Source organism: Leptolyngbya sp. FACHB-321 (assembly GCF_014695975.1).
Taxonomy (GTDB): Bacteria; Cyanobacteriota; Cyanobacteriia; order Leptolyngbyales; family Leptolyngbyaceae; genus Stenomitos.
On sequence record NZ_JACJPI010000058.1, the window covers coordinates 567,198 to 590,854 of the forward strand.

Genomic DNA, 23,657 nt, shown 5'->3' on the forward strand with positions numbered 1-23,657 from the left:
AACTAATGGAGTTTGCACCCGCCTACCCGCTGCTCTATCGCGCACTCAAGCCGCTGTTTCCAGGTTGTCTATGGTCTGGTGCTACCACTGATCGCACGATCGCGCTCACGTTTGATGATGGTCCGCATCCTCACTATACCCCTCAGTTGCTTGCAGTACTGGAGCACTATAGCGTTACCGCAAGCTTCTTTTGGCTAGGTCAATGCGTACAGCGATCGCCTATAACTGCCCGCACCGTTTATGAACAAGGGCACTGGCTTGGACTGCATGGCTACGACCACCAAGCCTTTTCTTCACTTTCGGCAACAGCGCTAAAGCAAACACTTGCACGGACGCAAGCCGAAATTGCACAAGCGTGTCAGGTGTCTCCGGCTGCTATACGTGATGTCCGTCCGCCTAACGGTTTCTTTACACCCCGTACTCTGGCACTGTTACAGCAGTGGCAATATCGTTCTGTCATGTGGAGCGTTGTTCCCGAAGATTGGGTGCGCCCTGGTGTAACGACGGTTGTACAGCGCGTTTTAGAACAAGTGGAACCCGGTTCGATTATTGTGTTGCACGACGGCTACCACGGTGGTGCAGACGTTACAGCAACGGTCGCGCAGTTGATTCCCTTACTAATGGCACAAAATTATCGCTTTGTTACCATCGATGAACTTTGGCAGGGGCACTATCCCTAGCATGAGGCAAGGTGAAGTTTCCAGGTTTTACGATCGTTAAACCCACCAAAGCTCTGAAACCGCAAGCCTGATTTTTCATCCGTTATGTTACAGGCTTAAGCGCTTTAACCATACTGAAAAGAGTATTGCCGCTGGGCATCATAACTTAAGCTCCTTCCTAGAGCTGCTTGCGGCTCGATCGCAAAACCATCACATTAGAACACACGTTCTGTCGAGCCGCTACTACCGTTCCTGACAAATCATGCTTATGTTGCCCCTCATTCTTCATGAAGCGCAAATCTTCACCTTTAGCTTTTGGTTTAATGGAAGCATCCGCTGGGGGATGCATCATGATGGTGAGCTTTACTGCCGCCTAGGATCGTTTCCGCTTCAAAAACGTCCTCAGGTGTATCAACTCGGCTGCAAACTTGCTCGGCAGCATACCTCGATCGTCCTCAGTAGCTCTGCAGTCGCCTGTAGTCTTTGGGGTAGCCTACGCGATCCGTCGCTAAAAAGAATTTTGACTACTGCTAACACAACCAGTCTTTTAGAGGCAATGCTCTACCCCCAATCCAAAACCGCTCCTAGCATCGGTCAGCCTACAAGTAATGAATCGACTCAGCCCCTAGCGGACGGAGATAACTGACGAAGACCGGGAGTGTTAACAAAGTTTTACATTTATCCCCAGCGCGTTCAACTTAAGACAAACGGCGGAGCGCAATTATAGATAAATTTGAACCCTGCAACAGCTGTAGTCCCCTCTTAGCTTGTCTCCTAGCCATCCTTGCGTTCCTTGAAGCAATAGCTGGAAATTCGTTAGAATGGCTGAGTTATCCCAGCAAGATGTGGGTGGTGACCCAAGCAATTTTTTAATATTTTAGAGAAACTTGGTGATCATTTAATACGGCTCTGTTAACTTGGAGTATCTAAGTTACATCAGTAGCAACGGTTCACTCCTCTTTGGAATATAAGCGAGAGCAAGCTTAGGCAACACTAGTCTAAGGTTTGATCTTTACGCTTTACCTGGTCGAACCTTCTATCTGTGCAGTAGCTAGAACTTAGCCCCTAACCAACGTTTAGACATTGTGATCACTCATTTGCGAGGTTGCCCAACTATGCAGCTTTTTAGTGATCTGGTTTCTAACGTTTAATGCCTCCCTGCTCTGCCATGACGCGATCGGTAGGGAAACCCTAACCGTTTGCTAGGCTAAATAGCCGACTGGTGTGATGCAACTCACTGATGTTTGTTACCAAATCAAGGTAAAAGCGTGCAGCTTTTGTCAGAAAAGCTACAATCAGAGTCATCTCTCGCACTTTTTTTTGCTGTACTCTTAAAATTGGTGCCTCTATCTAGAGATATACTCTGAGTGGGAAGGTACGTTTTTAAATTTGCTCATGAAGGTGTTCGGCTGAAATAATCCAGCATTGGTTATCTCAGTGCAACCTTTCATGTGGTTTTCTCTGTTGACTGATTTTTTCTAGTTAAGGAGCATGAGGAACGCGGCATGACCCAGGCCAACAACGTACTCGAAGTCGAGCTTTTAAGTGATGCCTCTGGCGATTTGCCTGAGAGCGAATTAGGGTTCTTCATTGATGATGAAGATCGAGATGAAACTGCCGATGTTGCTACGGACGAAGAAGATAGTAAGCCTGGTAAGGCTCGGTCTACCCGTCGTCGCACACCGGTAAAAAAGAAGCATTACACCGAAGACTCTATTCGCTTGTATTTGCAGGAAATCGGACGCATCCGGCTTTTGCGAGCTGATGAAGAAATTGAGCTAGCACGCAAAATTGCTGATTTGCTTGAACTCGAACGTATTCGGGAAGATTTGCTGCTTCAGTTAGACCGCGATCCTCAAGATAAAGAATGGGCTAATGCGGTCAATATGCCGCTTTCAGCCTTCCGCCATCGGCTACACTTGGGTCGTCGTGCCAAAGACAAAATGGTGCAATCGAACCTACGATTAGTGGTTTCGATCGCCAAGAAGTACATGAACCGGGGGTTGTCGTTCCAGGATCTCATTCAGGAAGGCAGCTTGGGTCTAATTCGTGCTGCAGAGAAATTTGACCACGAAAAGGGCTACAAATTCTCTACTTACGCGACCTGGTGGATTCGTCAGGCAATTACACGGGCGATCGCCGATCAATCTCGCACGATTCGTCTGCCTGTCCATCTTTACGAAACCATCTCACGCATCAAGAAGACAACCAAGCTTCTGTCGCAAGAAATGGGACGTAAGCCGACTGAAGAAGAAATTGCCACGCGCATGGAAATGACCATTGAGAAGCTGCGGTTTATCGCCAAGTCTGCTCAACTGCCAATTTCCTTAGAAACACCGATCGGTAAAGAGGAAGATTCCCGTCTTGGTGACTTTATCGAATCTGACGGTGAAACACCCGAAGATCAAGTTTCTAAGAACCTACTGCGCGAAGACTTAGAAAGTGTTTTAGACACTCTCAGCCCTCGTGAACGCGATGTTCTGAGACTGCGCTATGGCTTAGATGACGGTCGCATGAAAACGCTGGAGGAAATCGGTCAGATTTTTAACGTTACCCGCGAACGTATCCGTCAGATTGAAGCAAAAGCGCTACGGAAACTGCGCCACCCCAACCGCAACAGTGTGTTGAAAGAATACATTCGTTAGGCGATCGGGTTTTACTAGCCTGTGATGTGTAAGGTTTTAGCCCAGCAGAGTTTTTCTGTTGGGCTTTTTATTTGGCTTGGCAGCGGCACGATCGCTGTTGGTGAGGGGAAGGAAGGAAGGATGAGAGTGAAGAAGTGAAAGGGTGAAGGAACTAAATATGCAGGTGGAGACTGTTAGGAAGCGAGTTCGTAGCGCACGTGGTAGAAGGATTGCAGTAGGATGCGTCCACGATGCATCTAAAAGGTGGTTTAGTAGCATTTACATTAAAGTTGGTAGGCATAGCAAAAGAGCCTGAGTCACAATGACTCAGGCTCTTTTACATTAATAAGCTGAATCGAGGCTCTAGTTAAATAAGCCACGGAAGATTGAGTCAACAGTAGAAAACTCTTTTAGCAAGAAGAATGCTACAAGAGCTGCGCCTGTTGAACCAATAAAGAAGCCGCCTGTAAACTGGCTCCAGCCATCAGATGTTTGTAATGCGTCTTTGGAGTGGCTTTCGCCATCAAAGGTCACAAGCCCATAGATTGAAAGGCAAGCAGTTGCTATCAGGATCAGTGCCAGCCCTGAAATGAGTCCGCCTAGCGCGGCTGCATCAGAATCACGCAATGGTCCAAGCTTGACCCAGGGTCCAATCAAGAAATAACCATGAGCGAGACCAATTTCGAGACCACGTACGAGCGGAGCTAACCCTTTGCGGTAAGCAGGCAGATTACCAATAAACGCTCTGGTAAACGCAGAATCGCTAATAGGAGTAGACAAATGCCCTGTAAAGGGATCACCGTTGTAAGGTTGAATAAGTTCTGCATTTCTAGGGTCAGCCATATTGGACGTGTCCTACTTTATCTAAGGTTTCTAAGAATAGGACAATTTTAAGTCCTGAGCGGAATTTCATTTGCAAAGCTGTGAGAACCGTTAAAAAAGTTAATAGGATCGGTCAGCTTAGACAGTGAGCCAAACATTTGAAAGATTCGGAATATGTCTTAAATGTCACGCTAGACAGAGCGATCGCTCCCTCATTCACGATCGCGTTTCTCTTTGCCAACGTATCCTGAAAGTTTGGCGATCGTTGGTACATTACGCTTACCTGTATCTTTACCAGCTTGATCAGGTCTGAACCGCAAAAGCCTCTAGATCGGCATCTCAGTTAACCCACCGAATTGCTTCTCTAGCGGTTGACAGATTCTGGTGTAACTGATGCTTTAAATGTGGGTAAAGACACTTTTATTTTTGATGGCATCGTTTTAAGCCATTTTCTAAGCTGTTGGAGCATTAATTTACCCAAATAAATGCACAGGATACCTTGCTAAAATTGCGACCTAACTGACCAACAGTTCTCACCAAGAACCGAGTTTCTCCACCGAGAGCACAAACAGGTTCTGTCTACACAGACTCGGCTTCTTTCGCCACACCTCAATCGGCGACATGGTGCCAGCATTCGGGTTCATATTTACGCTGAATGCGGGTTATCTAGGTGCCTTGGGGGATGGCGATCGCCTTGTGTTCTTCATGCGTTAGCGTAGCCGTTTCTGGAAGCACGTGCAGATAAAGTGTGCCGTCTTTTTCATACAGTTCTGCCTGCCCCTTGCTAATGCAGTGCTTGTGCCCGGTCACTTCGCCTTCTGCCAGCGTCAGGTGTGGCAATTTCTGACTGTCTAGAACTGATGTAGAGAAGGCTTGAGTAGGGAGCAAAAGCACATCTCCCTGTCGTAATGGCTGCATAGTAAAACTCCGTTTTTAGTAAGGTTCCCGCCTCGATCGTCTAACGCAACACGAACCACTGCTAAGACCTTAACTGCTTGACTTCAAACAAGGAAACACAGTATCTAAAATTAAGAAAGATTAACGGAGAAACCTCTCCTTTAGTAATCGGTTTCTCATTATAGAAAGGATTAGGTTTGTGGATTTCACCATTCAGAGTGCCCTGGTTCCAGTTGAGCAAGGGTACGAAACAGTTGATGTTCAGCTTATAGATGGACGCATTGCGGCGATCGCTCCCAGTTTGGAAATTGTGGGAGCTGTTGTCGATGGGCGCAATAAGCTGCTGCTGCCTGGTTTTGTCAATGCTCACACCCATTCGCCTGAGCTGTGGCAGCGGGGCATGATTCCCCCTACGCCGCTGGAGCTGTGGATTGCAGAACTGTATGAGTTTGAGCCGCTTGACCCAGAGCAACTTTACCTAAGTGCGTTAGCAACAGCCGTCGAAACCTTGCTGTCAGGTGGTACAAGCGTCGTGGATCATCTGGTGATGATTCCGGGTCGGGAAGTAGAGTCGATCGCAGCAGCGGTACGTGCTTATCGCGAAGTGGGCATCCGTGCCTTTATCGCCCCGTTGATGCAAGACGAGCCACTTACTGCCAGCATTCCATCAGGTGGAGTCAAGCGCGAACATATTCCGTATCAACGATCGACGCAGGAGTCGATCGAGTTGCTTCACAAAGCCATTCAAGAGTTTCATAGACCCGACGAGGGCGTTGTCATTCTGCCTGCACCAACGGGATTGCAGCTCGGTACCGATGCCCTGTTTGAAGGGTTTGTTGAGTTGAGCGATCGCTACACGCTGCCGCTCCATACTCATTTGCTAGAAACGAAAGCGCAACAAATGCTGGCACACGAAAAATACGGCTGTAGCGCAGTGAAGCATTTGAAGGAACTGGGTTTCTTGAGCAATCGTACCTCTCTAGCGCATTGCGTGTGGTTGGATGAGGCGGACATTGCCATCCTCGTCGAAACCCAGGCAACCGTTGTGCATAATCCACTTAGCAATTTGCGTTTGGGGAGCGGTATTGCACCGATTCTCAAATATCTTCAAGCAGGTATCAATGTGGCGTTTGGTTGCGATGGCTGTGCCAGCAGCGACTCTCAGGATTTGTTAGAAGCAATTAAAATCGGCTCGATTTTGCACAACGTTACCGATTTTGACTATCGCCACTGGATGACACCTCGCAAAGCAATTGAAATAGCGGCGATCGGGGGTGCTACTGGGCTGGGCATGGCAGATGAGTTTGGGTCGCTCACTGTGGGCAAGCAGGCAGATCTGGTGCTGTACGACCTGAAGAATCTATCGCTACTGCCGCGCACTGATCCCATCGGGTTGTTAGTGTTGGGTCGTCCGGCGCAAGCAGTGGATAGCGTTTGGGTCAAGGGCAATCGCCTTGTTGCTAACGGCAGTGTCACAACTATTAATGTCGATGACCTACGGCAACAATTGTTTGATCGCAGTCAATGGATCACAAACCGTCAATCGACAAAGATTGCTCAAGTGGAAGCGCACTATCGCTCGGTGATGAACTTGCCAGAGCAGATTAAGGGCTATTCGTAGTGAAGGGCTAAAGGCTAAAGGCTAAAAAGCTGACTGCTGACTGCTGACCGCTAACCGCTGCATTTTAGAATCTGTATAGCTATGCGAGCTAAGTTACGCGATACCGAAATTTACTTTGATATAGAAGGTGCGGGTCTGGTGCCGGATGGCAAACGGATGCGGGAAAAGCCTGTTGCCTTTCTCATTCACGGTGGACCCGGAGCCGATCACACCTCCTTTAAACCAACGCTGTCGCCGTTGAGCCAAAAAATGCAGTTGGTTTACTTCGATCATCGTGGGCAAGGGCGGTCGGTACGAGGCGCGAAAGAAACCTACACACTAGACAACAATGTGGAGGATATGGAAGCCCTCCGTCGGCATCTTGGCTTAGACCAGATTGTTGTAATTGGCGCATCCTATGGCGGTATGGTGGCGTTAACCTATGCCAGCCGCTATCCTCAAAACGTGTCGCATCTGATTGCGATCGTCACCGTGCCCGATTACCGCTTTCTGGAACGAGCCAAAGTCATTCTGGCAGAGCGGGGAACAGACGAACAAAAAGCAATCGCGCAACGCCTCTGGGACGGCAACTTTGAGAATGAAGAACAGTTGCGTGAGTATTTCACCGTGATGCGATCGCTCTATTCCATCACCTACGATCCAGACTCGTCGCCAAAAGCCTGGGATCGTGCCATTCTCTCTCCTGATGCCATCAATGTTGCCTTTGGTGGCTTTCTGCGAACTTACGATATTCGCAGCGAATTATCCAAAATCACCGCTCCGACTCTAGTGATTGGTGCGCGGCATGATTGGATCTGCCCACCTGAATTCTCAGAAGAAATTGCTAACGCCATTCCCAACGCCGATCTGCGGATTTTTGAGCATAGCGGTCATTCCATACGTGCTGATGAACCGGAAGCTCTGCTAGACGCGATCGCGGGCTTTCTTGTTTACAAGCACTAGCCATTCCACACTGCTCTTTCTATGACTTTAAATTCGGTCTACAGAGAGGATTGTCAGGAGCAAACTTGCCAGCCTGAAGCTGTGTAAGTGGCTGCTATAGCTCACCACCGCATAGCTGCATCACTGGATTTAGAAGTGATTACGCCAACGGTGGAAACATTCCACAAGTATTTACAATCAAAACTTGACAGATTCTGCTTCTGATCTCAAAGCGTGAAGTAGAATCAAGAACAATCACTGTTCACAAGAGTTTAGCTGTGGCAACGTCAACGTCCTATCTCCAAACCCTAGCCAAAGATGAAGCGATCGCATTTGTTGCCTCGTTGCAGAAAGTAAAAGATCATTTGAGTCAAGAACTCCAGTGGATGAACGAGCAAGCGCAGCAAAAGACTACTCAAATCCAAGGTATTGAAACGCTCCTGTCTGAAGCCTCAGCGCTAGGATTAGTAACGCCTGAAACCGATTCCATACCAGAAGTAACGCCTGAGAGCGTTGTAGAACTTGCTAGTGCTATAGAGCTTGCTGCCGCAGAGAGTGGGAGTGATGCCTCCAGCGACGAGCCGGAGCCCGTTGCAGCGGCGATCGCAGCGTTACCCGCCAAAAAAACTGCAACTAAGCAGCGGGGTAGCCAACAAAAAGCCAAGCCAGTAAAAACGCCGCCTAGTCCAAAACCATCAGCAACTGCCCAGACCACTACAGCGAAAAAACCATCGAAACCAGCAACGCCGTCAGCCGGTAAAACGAACCAGCGAGGCAAAACATCAAACTTACAGCGGTTTTTGAAGAGTCAATGGAGCGACAAAGCACTGACAGAATCGGTGGGTGACATTCTTAGTAACGCTTCAGCACCGCTGAGTACGGATGAGGTGATGGCTGAGTTGTACGATGGTTTATCTAAAGAGGATTACAATCGCGCGAAAAATTCCCTAGCCAATATCCTCTCAGTGGGTCGCAGCAAGGGCACATGGAAAAGCACAGGCAGAGGACGTTATGCTGGCAATGCTGTAGCAACCAGCTGAGCAAGACGTACTTCACAGCCACTTAAAAACAGTCACTTAAAAGTCTACGCCGCGTTTAAGGTCAATGCCTTTTTCGGCGTAGTGCTTGTGGCAAATCATTTCAGAGTGGATGCTAGCAAGGTCGAAGTAGGCAGGAGGGTTTTTGCAGCGCCCGGTGATGATAACTTCGGTATCGCGGGGTTTACGCAGCAGCGCCTGAACGATCGGTTCTTCTGGCAGCAACTCTAAATCGACAGTAGGATTCAGTTCATCCAAAATGATGGTTTTGTACAGCCCCGACGCGATCGCGGCTCTAGCAATTTCCCAGCCGCGTTCTGCCTCGACGTAATCAAGTTCCTGCTGCTGCCCACGCCAAACGATCGCGTCGCGTCCGCAGCGTTGATGATCCACAAGATTAGGATAACTTTGGTTAAGGGCGGCGATCGCAGCATCTTCGGTATAGCCACTGCCGCCCTTGAGCCACTGCATAATCAGCACACGATGAGATTTGTCCTGACTGATGCCTTTGCCGATCGCTTGCAACGCTTTACCAAGCGCACTCGTCGATTTACCTTTGCCTGATCCAGTGTAAATCTCGATACCGGCAATGCCCTGCTCTTTGGCACCAGCGTGGTAATGAGGACGCATTTCTGAGTGCAAGTCAGCAACATCAAGCAGCGGTTGGGGTGCGCCACGACCCGTTGCAATGACTTCCATATGATCAGGTTTGCGCTTGAGGGCACTGACCACTTCCTCGACCGGCAACAAGCCCAGATCCAACACAGGGTTCAGCTCATCGAGTACAACGACAGAGTAAAGACCGGAAGCGATCGCACCCTTTGCTACATCCCAGCCGCGCTGTGCTTCAAGCGTGTCAAAACGGGTAATATCGTCTGCCCCAAAAAATTCGGCTCTGCCCGTACGCACCTGATCAATCAGATGCGGAAAGCCACGCTGCAATGCCTCGATCGCCCCATCTTCGTCATACGTCCGTCCGGGTCCCTTCAGAAAGCGCAGCAGCAACACACGGGTCTGCAAGTCGGAGTGAATGCCCAAACCAATGGAACGTAGCACTACGCCCAACGCTGCTTGAGACTTTCCCTTTCCAGCGCCATCGTACACATGAATTTGCCCAGTGAGCCGCTCGGAGCGTGCATTCGCCGTCCGAATTCCAATGCCTGTGCGTGTCATAGGCTCCAACGTTTGCTGCCGCTTCATTTTAACGAATCCTGCCTCTTTTAGCGCATTCGTTTGTGAGTTTACGCTATATGTAGCGGTCTGGCGCATAAAGTAGCCGTTAAACACCTCGACTGTCTGAAACAAGTTGGGCGCGTGCTTCGTGCAATGAAGGACGATCGAGCGCGCTTTTAGAGTTACCTTTAGGTGGGGTTGTATGATCAAACAGCGCACAATGCAGCCGCAGACGGAAAGAAGCTCTAAGGCGATCGCTAGCTACCGACTTGATCAGCCTCTGTAACACCCAACTTGTGTTGATAAGCTTAAATGGGTTAATCGTTGTGTGGATCGGTTCGACAACGTTAGAGGGGCATCTGTTTTCCACTCACGTCGCTTGTGTTGACCGTTCGATGCTTTCATTTAGCGGAAGGGGCATTGTATATGAGGCTCAAAGTTGTTCAAAACACTACATTCAAGCAATCGACTGCTGATGCTGACAAACTATCTGCAAAAGATAAGGTGTCTGTAGCCGCAGGAAAGGTTTTTGAGTTGAGTTCCTGGAAATTTGTTGAGAAAGACCATCTCAAGGTCGCGATCTTAGGTGAGGTACTGGGCGATCCACCCCGCAATACCTGGCACACCTATGGGTATCATGTGCAGTTAATCGACAGCAAGGGCAAAGTGGCTTACAGTAAGCCCCAGCCTGCACCCGCGCCACCACCCGGTGCACTGCCAAAAAGCAAGAATCTCAACATTCCGTATAAAAGCCAGCTTGACAATGCCGTGAACCCAACCGGGGCCTGCAATGTTACTAGCTTTGCAATGGTGATGGCGTACTTCCGCATTAAGCAGCGCACCAGTGCCGCCCAGTACGAGGACGAACTGTATCGTTATATGGATGGCAATGGCTTGAGCCGTCACGAGCCGGACGATCTGGCAAGGATGGCGAGAGCGTATGGCATTGAGAATAACCTGACCCTGCGAGGTAGTTTGGCAGATATTCGCAAGGCGATCGCCGAAGGTCGTCCCTGCATTATCCACGGTTACTTCACGAGCTTTGGTCATATCGTGGTCGTGCGTGGCTACAACCAGAGCGGCTTCTACGTTAATGATCCCTACGGCGAGTGGACGGCTTCTGGCTATCTCACCGATCGCTCTGGGCAGAACCTTTTTTATTCCAACAGCCTGATTCAAAGCAAATGCAGCCCCGAAGGTTCCAACTATGTTTGGCTACACCGTTTGTCTAAGGCTTAGGGTTTGTAAAAAAGCAGCTATTGGTTTAGATGAGCGGTCAGCGTTTGGTGCGAGAACCGATGCTAGTCGCTGAAAGCTGAGCGCTAGTGGCTAAATAGCTGTTTAGCTACCAATCAACTTAGCTATCAATCAACGTGATCGCTTGGCGATCGGTAATTGCAGTCGTGCTATCAGCTTTGCCAAATGCGGTTCAAAGCGCTGGAAGTCTTCGAGCGTCTTAAACTTGCCTGTCTCTGATGTAGCATCAAACGCAGTTGTGATGATATACAGCGTGGCACCATCAAAGGCAACATAGCCAACGCGCTGTTCGTGGATGTCCTTATCTTGTTTGATGCCTGAAAAACCGTAGCGGAATCCCTTTAGCTTACCAAGCGACACTTGTATAGGTGGCTGAGAGGCAAAGGTAATGCTGTCACCGTATGCAGTCTTGCGATCGTCTTTAAAGAAGGCGTAGTAGTCTTCGACCCAGGCTTTAAGGGCGATCGCCACCTGCTTGCGATATTTAGGAGCAGCGTAGTTTGCCTTGGCTGGAATGCCTGCCTCTTTCAGCTTTTGCCTCAAATCAGGTCGGCTGCTAATGAGGTGTGTTCCCAGTTCTACCGTGCCGACTAGAGCCTGTTGATCGTACACACAGAGCATCGGCGCTTTGCTACTGCGATCGCACGGTGCCACACGCCACGGTGAGGGTGGTTGAGCCTTGCCCAATGCCCGCGTCCACACACTTACCTCACGCAAATTGGCAGGCAGCATCGGCTTGATGGGATCAGCCGCCAACAAACGATCGCCAAAAACGGGTTTGGTACTAACGGAAACAGCAGCTAGAGCGATCGCCAAACAGCCAAAGCGCAGGCTTCTCACAAGCAATCTCGTCATAACCAGTGATGCCATAGAGGACTTCAAATTAGGATCATACGTCGGTTTCTGAATCCATCAGGAGAAAGGCTGAGGGGTGAGGGCTAAAAGTTTTGAGTGCTAAAGTGAACCAGGACATCTATGGCAAAAGGCTAAAGGCTAAAGGATTAAGTAGAACCCTTACCAGAAGCAGAACTGGGAACCCTAATCTGCTCATCATCTCATTTAGCCAGGAGTACGAAGTTAAGTTAGAACGGCAAGACACTCAGGTGGGTGGAAATGAGCCTGTGACTGAGTTGGAGAATAGATACCGAGTTGGAGAATAGATACCGTCGGGCAAGCTGCAGCACAAACGTTGCCCGTTGCGAAAAATGCTACACCGCTAACTCTGAATGTACTGAATTTGTTTCCATAGTACGCAACTGTACTGATCGCAATTTCTGTAACAACTATTGTTGATCTATGTTGCATTAAACCTTTCTATAAGCCCGATCGCCGCTGCTATGCCTCATTTACCTCTACTGCGAAAAGGTTTACGAGTGCTTGTATGTCGATGGTACTGCTGATTGTAGAGACTTGCTAACGATGTTGTTTGACAGCTATAAGGTTGAAACGACTACAGCAACCTGCGTTAGTGAAGCGATCGAACGCATGCAACAAACTCTCCCCGATTTTGTAATTAGTGAGCTTTTTCTGCCGAGTCAAGATGGACACGCACTCATGGATAAGGTGAAAGCCTTTGAAACGACCTATCGTGTTCAGATTCCGGCAATTGCTTTAACGGTATGTGTTGGAGTGCATGAGCGTACTCGTGCCCTCACGGCTGGGTTTTGTCGGCACTTAGCCAAACCGTTAGACATCGACAAGTTACTTGCTATGATCGTTTGCCGTACCGGGTCGGTTCAAGCGATGGCAGCAAACACCTGTTTATAGCAGTCGACTTTTTCTCAAAGAATGTTCTAAAAAGGGCGACTTCGACGCCGTTATGAGGCTTTTATGACCGCTAAAAATCAAATATTGGCTTTGCTCTCTGCTGATGTGCTCGATCGGCTTACACCTCATCTTGAGCAGGTTACCTTAAGTCAGGGTTCGATCGTCCATCAGCCTGGCGAGCCATTGCTGCATATCTTTTTCCCACTCGACTGTCTTTTCTCGATCACCATCACCATGCAAGATGGTGCGACAGCAGAGGTCGGGATGGTCGGCAATCAAGAAGTGCTGGGTCTTAACGCTTTAATGGGCAACAGTGCAACCACACAGACAGCATACATGGTTCAGATCGCAGGCAACGCGATGAGAATTGAGGTGCAGAGACTAGAGGAGGAGTTCAAACGCTATGATGAACTTCACAATTTACTCCTACGCTACACTCAGGCGTTTATGGTACAGGTCTCTCAAACGGCGGCTTGCAACTCGCTCCACACGCTAGACCAACGCCTACCACGTTGGTTACTCGAAACGCAATTCCGTATTGAGTCCGACAATCTGCCGCTAACGCAGGAGTTTATCGCCCATATGCTAGGCGTGCGGCGGGCAGGGGTGACGCTGGCGGCGCAACGGCTACAAGAGCGAAAACTGATTCAGTATCAGCGGGGAAGAGTCCAAATCCTCAATCGATCTGGGCTAGAAGCCTCTGCGTGTGAATGTTTCAGAGCCACTAAAGCGGAATACGATCGCTTGCTGAGGGGAAATTAACATTGCCTTTTTGTCCTTAAACCCGATGATGGTTTTTTCAGCTTTTTACTGCAATTGCTCAATGAGGCGATCGCCGACTCGCAGAGCATTGGCAATAACCGTCAAACCGGGGCTAACACTGGCATGAGATGGAAAGAAGCTGCTATCGACAACATAGAGATTATGCACTTCATGGGTACGGCAGTCTAGATTTAAGACTGAGGTCGCTGGATCTTCGCCAAACCGACAGGTGCCACACTGATGCGCCACAACCTGTACAGGCATATCACTACGAGGATGCGTTGTGCGGTTAAATAGATTGGGCTGAGACTGCTCAACGCTTTTCAACGCGTCAACCCAACGATAAACCAGGCGATCGTGCGCTTCGACGTTATTAGGCGTGTAGTCAATTCGCAGCTTATCTCCCACATAACGAACCCGATTGTCTGCATGGGGCAAGTCTTCTGTTTTCAACCACCAGCCGATCGAATGGGTTGCCAACTGCCGCAAGCCAAAATTGGGCATCAGTCGAGATAACGCCGATAAAATGGGAGGGGCTTCGGCAAAAATGACATCCTGGAGAATCCCGCCAGAGTTTTGCACATGACCCATCGGATACGGAAAATCCTTGTCTCCCCAGTAAAAATCATTCAGCCCCAGCGTGCGAGAAAACAACCCAGAATTAGCGGTAGAGGTCAACTGCACGACAACAGACAACAATTGTTTCATCAAGTTGCGACCCACCTGATCAGAGCCATTCGCAATTCCCTTGGGGTGCTTTTCGTTAGCAGACCGCAACAGCAAGGCTGCCGAATTTACAGCACCACAGGCAAGCACCACAACATCGCCTAAAAATAAATAGGACTGCTCCCCAATCTTTGCCTCAACTGCTTTGATCTCTGAGCCGGATGGATTGGTATGCAGGAGAACGACCTGGGCAGACGTTTTGAGCGTCACGTTCTCGCTGTTGAGTACGGGAGTAATGCCGGTATCTTCAGCATCCGTTCGACCAAAATCACCTAACCCTAGCGGTAGATGAACGGGATGTAACCCTTGCTCAGCCAAAGAACCGCCAATTTGTTGCACTAATGGTTCATGGGCAACTTCTGCAAAGGGATAGGCTTCGCTGTGGGATGGCTCGGTTGGATCATCCTCAAACTTACCGTGTACTTGATACAGTTTTTCTGCTTCCGTATAGTAAGGCTCAAAGTCCTGGTATTTTAATGACCATGCTGGAGAAAGCCCACCTTGATGTTGCACTTGCTCAAAGTCACGTTCGCGCCTTCGCTGCAAAACACCGCTCCAGATTTTGGTATTGCCACCCACTGCGTAATACGTTTGTGGAGAAAACGGCTCTCCCGAACTGTCGTGCCAGGATTCGGGTGCATGGTATTGCTCTTTTTTAAAGACTTCTGTATCGATTAACTCTGAGCTTTCGCGGTAAATTAATTCCCCTCGTTCCAGCAGCAAAATCTTTTTGCCAGTTGGTGCTAATTTACGGGCTAGGGTGCCGCCACCCGCTCCAGTACCGATGATAATCACGTCATAGTGTTGGTCGTCAACGATCATAGGAGTCTCCTACTGCCAAACATAAATTAGCGTGTACAACACGATCCAAATGACATCAACAAAGTGCCAGAACAAAGAGGTTGCCTCGACACCAAAGAAACCATTGTCGTAGTTACCGGGGAAGAACGATCGCCCCAGCATCAACCCTTGCAGCAGAATGCCAGTGAGGACATGCAAACCATGAAAGCCAGTGAGTAGATAGAACAGGCTGCCAAACAAACCGGACTGATAGGTAAAGGGCAAACCGCGCCATTCCACTGCCTGCCCAAATAGGAAGTAGCCTCCCATAGCCATTGTTGTCAGGAGAAAGAGGCGAAACCCCCAGAGCTTTTTGTCATGCAAATATCGTTCAGCGACGTAGATCACAAAACTACTGGAGACCAACACGATCGTATTAAGCAATGGTTCTCTGGTTTCTAGCCCGGTAACGCCTGCTGGATACCAATCAGTTGTGGTGGTTTTGAAGATGGTATAACCCACAAAAAAGCTCAGGAAAATAACACTTTCTGACAGCAGAAACACAATAAAGCCAAACTTACTGTTTCCTGCTTCGTCATGCTCTTGGTGCTCTCGGACGTTTGCTTCGAGGTCTTGGGAAAGCGCTCTTTCTGCCGTCATGATGTTTTCTGCTGTGTCAGAGATTCTGGGAAATCAGTCAAGCCAGGGTTTGGAATGTTTTCGACCAACGGTTCGTTTCTGCCGTAGCTATAAGGACCCGAAATCACGATCGGCGTTTCTTCATAGTTTTCGACTGAGGGTGGTGAAGAGGTGAGCCACTCTAAGCCGTATGCTCGCCAGGGATTGTTGCCAACTTTGTCGCCGCGAATCCAGGCGCTCACCATGTTGAGAATAAACGGCAGTGTAGACAGACCCAGTAGAAAGCCACCAATGCTGGCGACCACATTCCAATAAGCAAACTCTGGATCATAAGAAGCGACCCGACGCGGCATTCCCATCAGCCCCAGGGGATGCATTGGCAAAAAGATTAACGCGGTGCCAATATACGTCAGCGCAAAATGCAGTTTGCCCAGACCTTCGTAATACATACGCCCTGTCATTTTGGGGAACCAGTGATAGATCCCGGCATAGATGCCCATGACGATCGCCCCGTACAGCACATAATGAAAGTGACCGACTACGAAGTACGTATTGTGAACGTGAAGATCGATCGGCACTGAACCCAAAAAGATGCCCGTGATGCCTGCAAACAGCCAGTTGCTAATGCCACCTAGCGCAAACAGCATGGGCGTTGTAAACCGAATTTTGCCACCCCATACGGTCGCGACCCAGCCAAACACCTTAATGCCAGAGGGAATGGCAACCAACATGGTCGTCACCATAAAGAACATCCGCATCCAGGGAGGGGTGGCACTGGCGAACATGTGATGCACCCACACAGTGCTGCTGATGATGGTAATGACGATCGACGAAGCGGCAATCACGCGGTAGCCAAACAACGGCTTACGCGCATGAACGGGCAGCACTTCCGAAAAGATGCCAAAGGCAGGCAACACCATCACGTACACGGCGGGATGGGAATAAAACCAGAAAAAATGCTGGTATAGAATGGGATTTCCACCGCGTTCGGGGGCAAAAAAGCTGGTTCCAGCCGTTAAATCTAGCAGCAACATGATCGCGCCGCCTGTAAGTGATGGCAAGCCATAAAGCTGAATCAACTGTGCCCCTAGCACTGCCCAGACAAAGGCAGGCATTCTAAACCAGGTCATTCCTGGCGCACGCATCCTAAAAATGGTGGTGACAAAATTCACTGCCCCCATAATCGAGGAAACACCCGAAATGGCGACAGAGAGAATCCAAAGCACTTGTCCGTTAAGCAAATTTCCGGTTGGATTCTGCAAACTGACAGGTGGATAAGCCCACCAGCCTGACTGCGACGGACCGCCCGGAATCAGAAAACTCGACAGCATCAACACGCCTGCGATCGGGATCATCCAAAACGAGACCGCATTGAGCCGAGGAAAAGCCATGTCTCGCGCTCCGATCATTAATGGCACCAGGTAGTTTCCCAGTCCCACCAAAACGGGAAACGTCCAGAAAAACAGCATGATCGAGCCGTGCATGGTAAACAGCGCGTTATAAACCGTGCGATCGACCAGATCTGCTTCGGGGGTAATTAGCTCGCCCCGCATAATCATGGCAAACAGTCCGCCAACCAGAAAAAAGACAAAAGACGTGACGATATATTGAATGCCAATGACTTTGTGATCGGTGCTGAAGGTAAAAAACCGCTTCCAGTTGTCGGGCGCACCGGGGTACGGTTGTCCGCGAATAATGTCTGGAGCCTCGATCGAAATATTCGTCATAAAGTCCTTAATCCTTCGCTAATCCTTCAAGTCCTTACGGGACGCTACACAAACGCTAAATAAGAGCAAGCTGCATCAGATGGCTGGGCTGTCAGGCTTATGCTTTGGTGCATAGTTCACCACCGGTGGCGGCGCAGGTGGAATCGTTGCCCAACCACGAACGGCAACCTTATCTTTGGTGTTACCTGCTCCCCGTTCAGAAGTTTGGTCATACTCGTAGGCAGCCTGGTTAAAAGCGGCGCTGGGCGTTTGAGTCGCCGCATCGGCTAACCACTGCTGGTAATCGCTGGGTGATTGCACGACTACATCGGTTTGATTGGCAGCAAAATAAGTACCGCTATACATTGAGTCCCGCAAGCGATACGTTCCCATTTTTATAGGAGTGAGTTCAAAATTAATATCCTGCTTGGGAACCACATACTGACTCAAGCGAAAGGCTGGGATGTAAAACCCATGCAGCACGTCCTCCGATCGCAACGTGAACCGAATACGGCGATCAACTGGTAAATGCAGTTCAGTGCTGGTAATATCCTGCTCTGGATAGTGAAATACCCATGCCCACTGTTTAGCCATCACATCAATCTGCTCAATGGGGGCGACCTCTACTGCATCTTGAATCTGCTGTTGAGGCGTACTGTCAAACGGTTCAGCATAAGCAGGCTCCATCACCTGTGGCACATGCAGATGCACCAGTTCCATCGGACCACGAATGGACATTTTTTCGTAAGTACGATAACTGACAAAAGCAAGGGTTAACACCAAAACCAGCGGCATTGCTGTCCAAATAATTTCTAGCCAGGTGTTGCCTTCGATCGGTGGAGCATCGCTCGTGTCGTACTTACTGGCTCGATGAAAGACCAGCGAGTAGATAAAGGGACCAATCACACCCAGGTAAACGAATGTGCCTAACCCTGTAAAGAGACTGAATAAATCATCCAGCAGCTTCGATTCCGCTGATGCTTCTGGCGGAAACCAGGAGTAAGATTGCTTCGCCATCCAAACGCTAGCAAACGTAACCAGGATGGCGTAGACCGTCATTATCAAAATTGCGCGGAGTTTCATCATGACAGCGATCGCATCATATTAAACGTGAGATAGAAGGCAGAAGGTACAGGGTAAAAGGCAAAGGGTAGAGGGCAAAAGGGCGGGAGCAGAAACCGAAGTCGAGGGAAAAGGGCGAAAAAATATTCTTACCTTTTGCCTTCTGCCTCCTGCCTTCTGCCTTTCTTTACCTAAAGTTGATTAGGATTTTCGCCCAGGTGCAGCAGTTGATCTGCCGTGATGTGAATGCCGAACTCAGCACCCAGATGTGCACCTAACGTTCCCTGCACAAACATCAGTGCAAAAACAAACAAACCAGCAGCTAAATAGCTCCACTGCACCTGTCTTGCCATGTCTTTGCGCCAGCGATAGCGTTGAAAACCTCGCCAGACGGTCATCCCTACAATCAGCGTTAAAATGATGACACCCCCAACCCCGTGTACAATCATCGTCTCCAGGGCGTGAAAGCCCCAGGCGCTTGTAACATCGGTTAGTGGTACAGCCAAAGAAATTTCAAAAAAACCGGCAGCGACCGTAAAAAAAGTAATGATTGCGGCGGCTAGCAAGTTATACCAACCAACATCGAACAGCGCAGAGCGGGTAGCCGGAATCGCTAAAAACTTAAAGACTGCTTTCTCGATCGGAAACAGTGTCGCTACGATATCGAAGGCGATCGCCACAATAAATAAACCCAACGTCAGATGTACCAGGTTGGGATGAATCGGGATTGGATAAGGCAACCCGTTAGCACCTAAACTGCCCCACTGTCTTAGTAGATCTGGATTCATGACAGACCGCCTCTAATCGCATCTACAACTGGAATTGTATGCAGACCATAGACCCAAACCAGTACGCTGCCCAAGTATGACTGAACACAAACTAGCCCAGCTAACAGCACACTTGCTATGAGGTAAGGGATGGGTAACTGCGGTCTTTCCTGTAACCGCAACACATACCGCCATGCTGTGACGATCGCCAAAATTGCTGAGAGCGACCAGCCCAAAATTGTATGGACATTTAAGGTAGACACGGACGCTGCATAAGGTTCTGCTAGACCCGCTTCGATCTGCCCAAAAATAATGGCGATAAAGATCGAAACCGTTGCGAATGCAAGGTTCCACCAACTAACCTCATGCAATTTGGAGTTCTTTGTGAAATAGCCGACGACATCGCAGAACACTGCAAAGAGCACCATCGCAATGACAAAATGCACCACGATCGGGTGAATAGTGTCGGGGTAAGGAAGGTTGTGCTCGTTAAGTGGCGGAAGATAGTTAAACACAGGTCTTTAGGAGCATACAGTGACAGCTAAATGGGGCAGTACCCAAAAATCATATTGATAATTTAACGGTTTCACAGCAATTTAATAAAGGGTTGGTAGATTTAGAGCGAGAACAACTGCCCTGCAAAAGAATACGCTTGCAGGCTATCTTCATTTTCTCCTCTACAGAATCAGTCCAAAGGGGGAAGGATTTATCTCAGCTATACCGTTCAAAAGATGACGAGCCAGTAATTCCGCCCGTAACTATCTAGTACTCCTGGTCAATCAAATTCTTTTAACTACCGAGCACTGCAACGGATTGCGATCGCACATTTTCGTTTTTGGTCGTCCTAAACCAGTAAGGGTGCATTGTAGTGGTGGACGAAGTACCAGATTAGAAGCTTTGCTAACAGGCATTTGTTGCTGCGAATTTTGGTGGTCTGGTTATTACTTTTGTTCTGCGGGTCTTGCATGAGCTGTTTGCCGTTGTGGGTTTTGCCATTTATGGCAGTAGCCATTTTTGACAGTAGAAGTTGCGTGACAAGTAGGACATGAAAGCTGCTGAAGGGGTGCGTGATCGCCTCTCTCGCCGTATTCTCAACTACAACGAACCTATCCTTAATATCGCTCGTGCTTTAGCAGAAGCACTCCGGTTCGCACATCACAATCATCAAAACGAATCTCTAGTGGATCTACGCCAACGATGGAACCATAGTTTTGCTAAGGGACATTGAAACCATACCGTTGAATTTCCTCATGAATTACTAAAGCAATCGAATGAGAAGCGGCTTGCCTACTTCGAGGCTTACACGATCGCGCATCCACTTAAAGAAGCGACAAAACAAACTCTCTTTTTCATCAGTGCTGGAGCGATCTCAAGTATTAAAGCCGATCTGTTCTTTCACGTAATGTGAGTCAGAGTCCTCATAACTTACTGCTGAAGAGCTTTGAAGCATCTTCAAAGTGGCAAGACTTTTGGTTCCATGACTTTTGCAGAGATCTAAGGCTGAATTTTGTTAACATATCTTCATAATCAAAGCTCTACCCCTTAACCTATTTCTCTCTTAAACGCTATGCTGCTACGTCCTGAACAGCGCACCAAACTTGACGATACAAACGACAACCTCTTTTACGAACAGCCACGCTTTGTCACCCATGTTGACGAAGGCTTTATTCAGCAGTTGACTGATCTTTATCAAGAACGGTTGCAGCCAAACACACGCATCCTGGACTTGATGAGTAGCTGGGTGTCACATTTACCTGAGGCGATCGCCTTTGCCCATGTGGAAGGGCATGGACTAAACGGCGAAGAACTGGCGCGCAACCCACGGCTTGATCATTACTTCGTGCAGAACTTAAACCAGGAGCCGAAGCTGCCGTTTGAGGATCAATCTTTTGATGCGGTGCTCAACACGGTCTCTGTACAGTACATCCAGTATCCTGAAGCGATTTTTAGCGAAATCCATCGCGTGCTGAAACCGGGTGGCGTGGCGATCATCAGCTTCTCTAACCGAATGTTTTACCAGAAGGCGATTCAGGCATGGCGTGATGGCACTGAGGGCGATCGTGTGAAGCTCGTTACAGGCTACTTCGCTGCCGTGCCAGGCTTCACAAAACCTGAAGTCGTAGCGCGGTCATCCCAGGCACCAAGCATTATGCGCTTGCTTGGCATGGGCGGCGGCGATCCGTTTTATGCAGTGATTGCCCACCGGGAGGCATAGGGTAAGAAGGAAGAAGACAGAAGACAGGTCGCGACTCATCTTTAATCGAGCGATCAATCGAGTGTGGCGTAGTTTCGCCTCACTCATATTGCTGCTAGGCGAAGGTTTAGCACGCTCAACTCAAGGGCTGGTGAGGGGCGATACACGGAAAGATTCGGGGTATTCGCTCAAATCAGGGAGATATACAGAGACTTTCCGTATATCTAGTAATTGGGCTGCTTCATCTTGCAATGGGAAATGTCTTTACAGATTGTTGGTGTGCATTCAAACTCGGCAACCTGATGCTATCCGTAAAGAAGCACTCAAGGAATACTAGAGTGTGTATGTTATACATTGGCAAGGATTTGTAATCAACAGGAACACTACCAACATGGAATTATCTGTACTAGCTTTGCAAGCCGCTAATATTGCATTATGGGCAATCGACAAGGTTTCTGGTGGAGCTTTGGAGAAAGCTGGAGCAGATGTTCTAGAGTTTTTGACCAAAAGCTTTCAAGGCAGACTTCAAATTAGAGGTGCTAAACCAGAGCTTTTGGAAGCTGCAATTTTAAGTGAAGCGGAGTGGGATAGAGAGTTTCAGAAAGACCTTGAAAAACTGGTAAACCAGTATCAGCAAGTACAAAATAATTCCGTTTCACAAAACACCGAATCAGGTGTAAACATCAATGTTGCAAGCAATCCGGGTACAGTGATTGGGCAGCAAATAGGTCAACAGTTTTTTCGTTAACCAACTATTTCTCAACCTAAAAAGCTCAGATTTAGAATCTAATAGTAATTTCATCAGAAGATTGCTCAATTACATTAAAGTAGTTGGCTTTTTGTTGTGTGCTCTAGTTTTCTGGGTTTTATTTGGTTGGCTGGCTGACTACTCCTTTCCGTTTGGTCAAGCTCTAGAACTAATGTTTGCTTGTTTTGAGGGAACTGTTTCAGCAAAAATCAATAGCTTGCAACAACATTTGCAAAGAACAGATGTAGTTTCCCAGCCAGATAACAAGAAACAAGTCCAAAAGCTAAATAATTTAGAGTCTCAAGCCTGGTTATATGAAGGAATTTTAGAGCGTCTTGGTGCAGATCCTTCTGCAAATCATGAAAAAATTGCAAGAACGCTTGAGGCATTGGAGTATAAAAGAAGTGAAATTCTACAAGAGTTAGAGCCTCGAAGACCTCGCAGTTATCAAGTTCTAGCAGGATTACAGGATGCTACCCGCGCTTTTTTGGCTAGTCAAGCAGAGAAAGACTATGAACAGCTTCAGAAAATTGTAACTAATTTAGTTCTTTTTACGAGAAGTAGGCTACCTTCACAAATTGTGCTTTCAGAAGTTATTAATAAATTAGCTGCGGAGATAACACAAAATACTAATCAAATTAGTCCTTACCGCCTTCGTCTTGCTTACAGGATCGATGAATTAATGAAGGTTTTATCAACGAAGCTAGTCTTGAATCCTAGTAATTCTAGAACCGATAGCAGTTACCAGTTAATGGTTAATGAGTTGCGCTCTCGTCTAAATCTTCTGTCTAAGGAGTTCAATAGTCTGCTTAAAGCTAAGTCAGACGATAGAAGTGAGCTGGATAAACGTATACAAGAAATTTCTAGCCTTTCAAGAAACATTTCTGAGCTACACAGAGAGATCTCCAACCGTGATGCAGATATAGTCGCTTTGCAAAAAAGTATTCAGAATCTGACGGAAACGGTTCACGATAAACAGGTTCAGATAAACAGTCTGCAAAATTCAATATCTGACTTAAGGAGAGATGTTCAAAATACAACTGCGCTTAACCAAGAAAAACAAAATTATATTAACGGTTTACAGGCTCAAGTATCCCAACTAATTCAACAAAAACTAGATCTACAGAAGAGAGTTCAAGATTTCTCTGCTTACGCTCAACAAAATCTATCTTCGCTTGAAGAATTACAGAATGAAAAATCTGAGTTAGAGCAACAATATCGGACACTATATCAATACTATCAACAGCAATATACTGAGATAGAGAATTTGAGGACACAGCTATCTCAAGTTAACCACCCGCAACCTTCTTACAGTCCTCAGCAACAGACTCAATCGAACACCAAGCCAATAGAAACCAAAGGAAAAATCTCAGTTGAAGACTATGCAAGAATAGCCAACCAGAATGATTACTATTATGTTCCACTATATCATCGAAAAGATGGAACTCCTGTAAGAGGACATTATAAAAAGTATCCAAAAAAGTAAAGTTTGTTG

24 protein-coding genes are annotated in these 23,657 nt (G+C 48.0%); 13 read left to right on the top strand and 11 right to left on the bottom strand.

What is annotated here, in order from left to right:
- Positions 1–5: 5 nt before the first annotated feature.
- The 3 genes from H6F76_RS13185 (at position 6) to rpoD (ending at position 3,304) form a co-directional block, all read left to right on the top strand.
- Positions 6–680 (top strand): polysaccharide deacetylase family protein, encoded by a 675-nt coding sequence (locus H6F76_RS13185; RefSeq protein ID WP_190508772.1) that lies wholly within the window; start codon positions 6–8, stop codon positions 678–680.
- A gap of 247 nt (positions 681–927) precedes the next feature.
- A complete protein-coding gene (locus tag H6F76_RS13190) occupies positions 928–1,305 on the top strand; it encodes a hypothetical protein (protein ID WP_190508774.1) in 378 nt (125 codons plus the stop codon).
- A gap of 859 nt (positions 1,306–2,164) precedes the next feature.
- Entirely contained in the window at positions 2,165–3,304 is a 1,140-nt protein-coding gene (rpoD, locus tag H6F76_RS13195; RefSeq protein WP_190450145.1) for an RNA polymerase sigma factor RpoD, read from the top strand.
- A 342-nt stretch (positions 3,305–3,646) separates the two neighbouring features.
- Here rpoD and H6F76_RS13200 read toward each other — a convergent pair whose 3' ends face one another.
- Together H6F76_RS13200 and H6F76_RS13205 are read right to left on the bottom strand one after the other, a co-directional pair.
- A complete protein-coding gene (locus H6F76_RS13200) occupies positions 3,647–4,126 on the bottom strand; it encodes a photosystem I reaction center protein subunit XI (RefSeq protein WP_190450146.1) in 480 nt (159 codons plus the stop codon).
- A 645-nt stretch (positions 4,127–4,771) separates the two neighbouring features.
- Positions 4,772–5,023 (bottom strand): hypothetical protein, encoded by a 252-nt coding sequence (locus H6F76_RS13205; protein ID WP_190450147.1) that lies wholly within the window; start codon positions 5,021–5,023, stop codon positions 4,772–4,774.
- Between the two features lie 178 nt (positions 5,024–5,201).
- Between H6F76_RS13205 and H6F76_RS13210 the strand changes: the two genes are divergently transcribed.
- From H6F76_RS13210 to H6F76_RS13220, 3 genes are all read left to right on the top strand, one after another.
- On the top strand, positions 5,202–6,623 hold the full coding sequence (locus H6F76_RS13210; RefSeq protein ID WP_190508776.1) for an amidohydrolase family protein: 1,422 nt from the start codon (positions 5,202–5,204) through the stop codon (positions 6,621–6,623).
- Positions 6,624–6,704: 81 nt separating this feature from the next.
- Entirely contained in the window at positions 6,705–7,565 is an 861-nt protein-coding gene (locus H6F76_RS13215; protein ID WP_190508778.1) for an alpha/beta fold hydrolase, read from the top strand.
- 257 nt (positions 7,566–7,822) lie between these two features.
- A complete protein-coding gene (locus H6F76_RS13220) occupies positions 7,823–8,584 on the top strand; it encodes a hypothetical protein (protein ID WP_190508780.1) in 762 nt (253 codons plus the stop codon).
- 36 nt (positions 8,585–8,620) lie between these two features.
- Here H6F76_RS13220 and H6F76_RS13225 read toward each other — a convergent pair whose 3' ends face one another.
- The gene (locus H6F76_RS13225; RefSeq protein WP_190509025.1) at positions 8,621–9,754 is read right to left on the bottom strand and encodes a cob(I)yrinic acid a,c-diamide adenosyltransferase; all 1,134 of its coding nucleotides are present in this window, start codon (positions 9,752–9,754) and stop codon (positions 8,621–8,623) included.
- A 426-nt stretch (positions 9,755–10,180) separates the two neighbouring features.
- Between H6F76_RS13225 and H6F76_RS13230 the strand changes: the two genes are divergently transcribed.
- A complete protein-coding gene (locus H6F76_RS13230; protein ID WP_190450151.1) occupies positions 10,181–10,993 on the top strand; it encodes a C39 family peptidase in 813 nt (270 codons plus the stop codon).
- A 129-nt stretch (positions 10,994–11,122) separates the two neighbouring features.
- Here H6F76_RS13230 and H6F76_RS13235 read toward each other — a convergent pair whose 3' ends face one another.
- The gene (locus H6F76_RS13235) at positions 11,123–11,866 is read right to left on the bottom strand and encodes a hypothetical protein (protein ID WP_190508782.1); all 744 of its coding nucleotides are present in this window, start codon (positions 11,864–11,866) and stop codon (positions 11,123–11,125) included.
- Between the two features lie 522 nt (positions 11,867–12,388).
- On the opposite strand from H6F76_RS13235, the gene H6F76_RS13240 reads away from it, so the two are divergent.
- Together H6F76_RS13240 and H6F76_RS13245 are read left to right on the top strand one after the other, a co-directional pair.
- Entirely contained in the window at positions 12,389–12,778 is a 390-nt protein-coding gene (locus H6F76_RS13240; RefSeq protein ID WP_277881220.1) for a response regulator, read from the top strand.
- A 63-nt stretch (positions 12,779–12,841) separates the two neighbouring features.
- Positions 12,842–13,540, top strand: coding sequence for a Crp/Fnr family transcriptional regulator (locus H6F76_RS13245; RefSeq protein WP_190508785.1), 699 nt, complete (start codon positions 12,842–12,844; stop codon positions 13,538–13,540).
- 45 nt (positions 13,541–13,585) lie between these two features.
- On the opposite strand, the gene H6F76_RS13250 is transcribed toward H6F76_RS13245, so the two are convergent.
- The 7 genes from H6F76_RS13250 to H6F76_RS13280 all read right to left on the bottom strand — a co-directional run bounded on the left by H6F76_RS13250 (position 13,586) and on the right by H6F76_RS13280 (position 20,232).
- A complete protein-coding gene (locus tag H6F76_RS13250; protein WP_190508787.1) occupies positions 13,586–15,088 on the bottom strand; it encodes a GMC family oxidoreductase in 1,503 nt (500 codons plus the stop codon).
- 9 nt (positions 15,089–15,097) lie between these two features.
- Complete coding sequence (locus H6F76_RS13255) at positions 15,098–15,706, bottom strand: heme-copper oxidase subunit III (protein WP_190508789.1); 609 nt, start codon at positions 15,704–15,706, stop codon at positions 15,098–15,100.
- A complete protein-coding gene (gene ctaD / locus H6F76_RS13260; protein ID WP_190508791.1) occupies positions 15,703–17,412 on the bottom strand; it encodes a cytochrome c oxidase subunit I in 1,710 nt (569 codons plus the stop codon). Before ctaD ends, H6F76_RS13255 begins: the two co-directional genes overlap by 4 nt.
- Positions 17,413–17,487: 75 nt before the next feature.
- Positions 17,488–18,477 (bottom strand): cytochrome c oxidase subunit II, encoded by a 990-nt coding sequence (locus H6F76_RS13265; protein WP_190508793.1) that lies wholly within the window; start codon positions 18,475–18,477, stop codon positions 17,488–17,490.
- A gap of 167 nt (positions 18,478–18,644) precedes the next feature.
- A complete protein-coding gene (locus H6F76_RS13270) occupies positions 18,645–19,241 on the bottom strand; it encodes a DUF2231 domain-containing protein (RefSeq protein ID WP_190508795.1) in 597 nt (198 codons plus the stop codon).
- Positions 19,238–19,735 (bottom strand): DUF2231 domain-containing protein, encoded by a 498-nt coding sequence (locus H6F76_RS13275; protein WP_190508797.1) that lies wholly within the window; start codon positions 19,733–19,735, stop codon positions 19,238–19,240. Before H6F76_RS13275 ends, H6F76_RS13270 begins: the two co-directional genes overlap by 4 nt.
- A 329-nt stretch (positions 19,736–20,064) precedes the next feature.
- Entirely contained in the window at positions 20,065–20,232 is a 168-nt protein-coding gene (locus H6F76_RS13280; protein WP_190508799.1) for a hypothetical protein, read from the bottom strand.
- 33 nt (positions 20,233–20,265) lie between these two features.
- On the opposite strand from H6F76_RS13280, the gene H6F76_RS13285 reads away from it, so the two are divergent.
- From H6F76_RS13285 to H6F76_RS13300, 4 genes are all read left to right on the top strand, one after another.
- A complete protein-coding gene (locus tag H6F76_RS13285) occupies positions 20,266–20,448 on the top strand; it encodes a hypothetical protein (RefSeq protein WP_190508800.1) in 183 nt (60 codons plus the stop codon).
- 339 nt (positions 20,449–20,787) lie between these two features.
- Entirely contained in the window at positions 20,788–21,435 is a 648-nt protein-coding gene (locus H6F76_RS13290; protein ID WP_190508802.1) for a class I SAM-dependent methyltransferase, read from the top strand.
- Positions 21,436–21,805: 370 nt separating this feature from the next.
- Complete coding sequence (locus tag H6F76_RS13295; protein WP_190508804.1) at positions 21,806–22,162, top strand: hypothetical protein; 357 nt, start codon at positions 21,806–21,808, stop codon at positions 22,160–22,162.
- 61 nt (positions 22,163–22,223) lie between these two features.
- Complete coding sequence (locus H6F76_RS13300) at positions 22,224–23,648, top strand: hypothetical protein (protein ID WP_190508806.1); 1,425 nt, start codon at positions 22,224–22,226, stop codon at positions 23,646–23,648.
- Positions 23,649–23,657 lie beyond the last annotated feature (9 nt).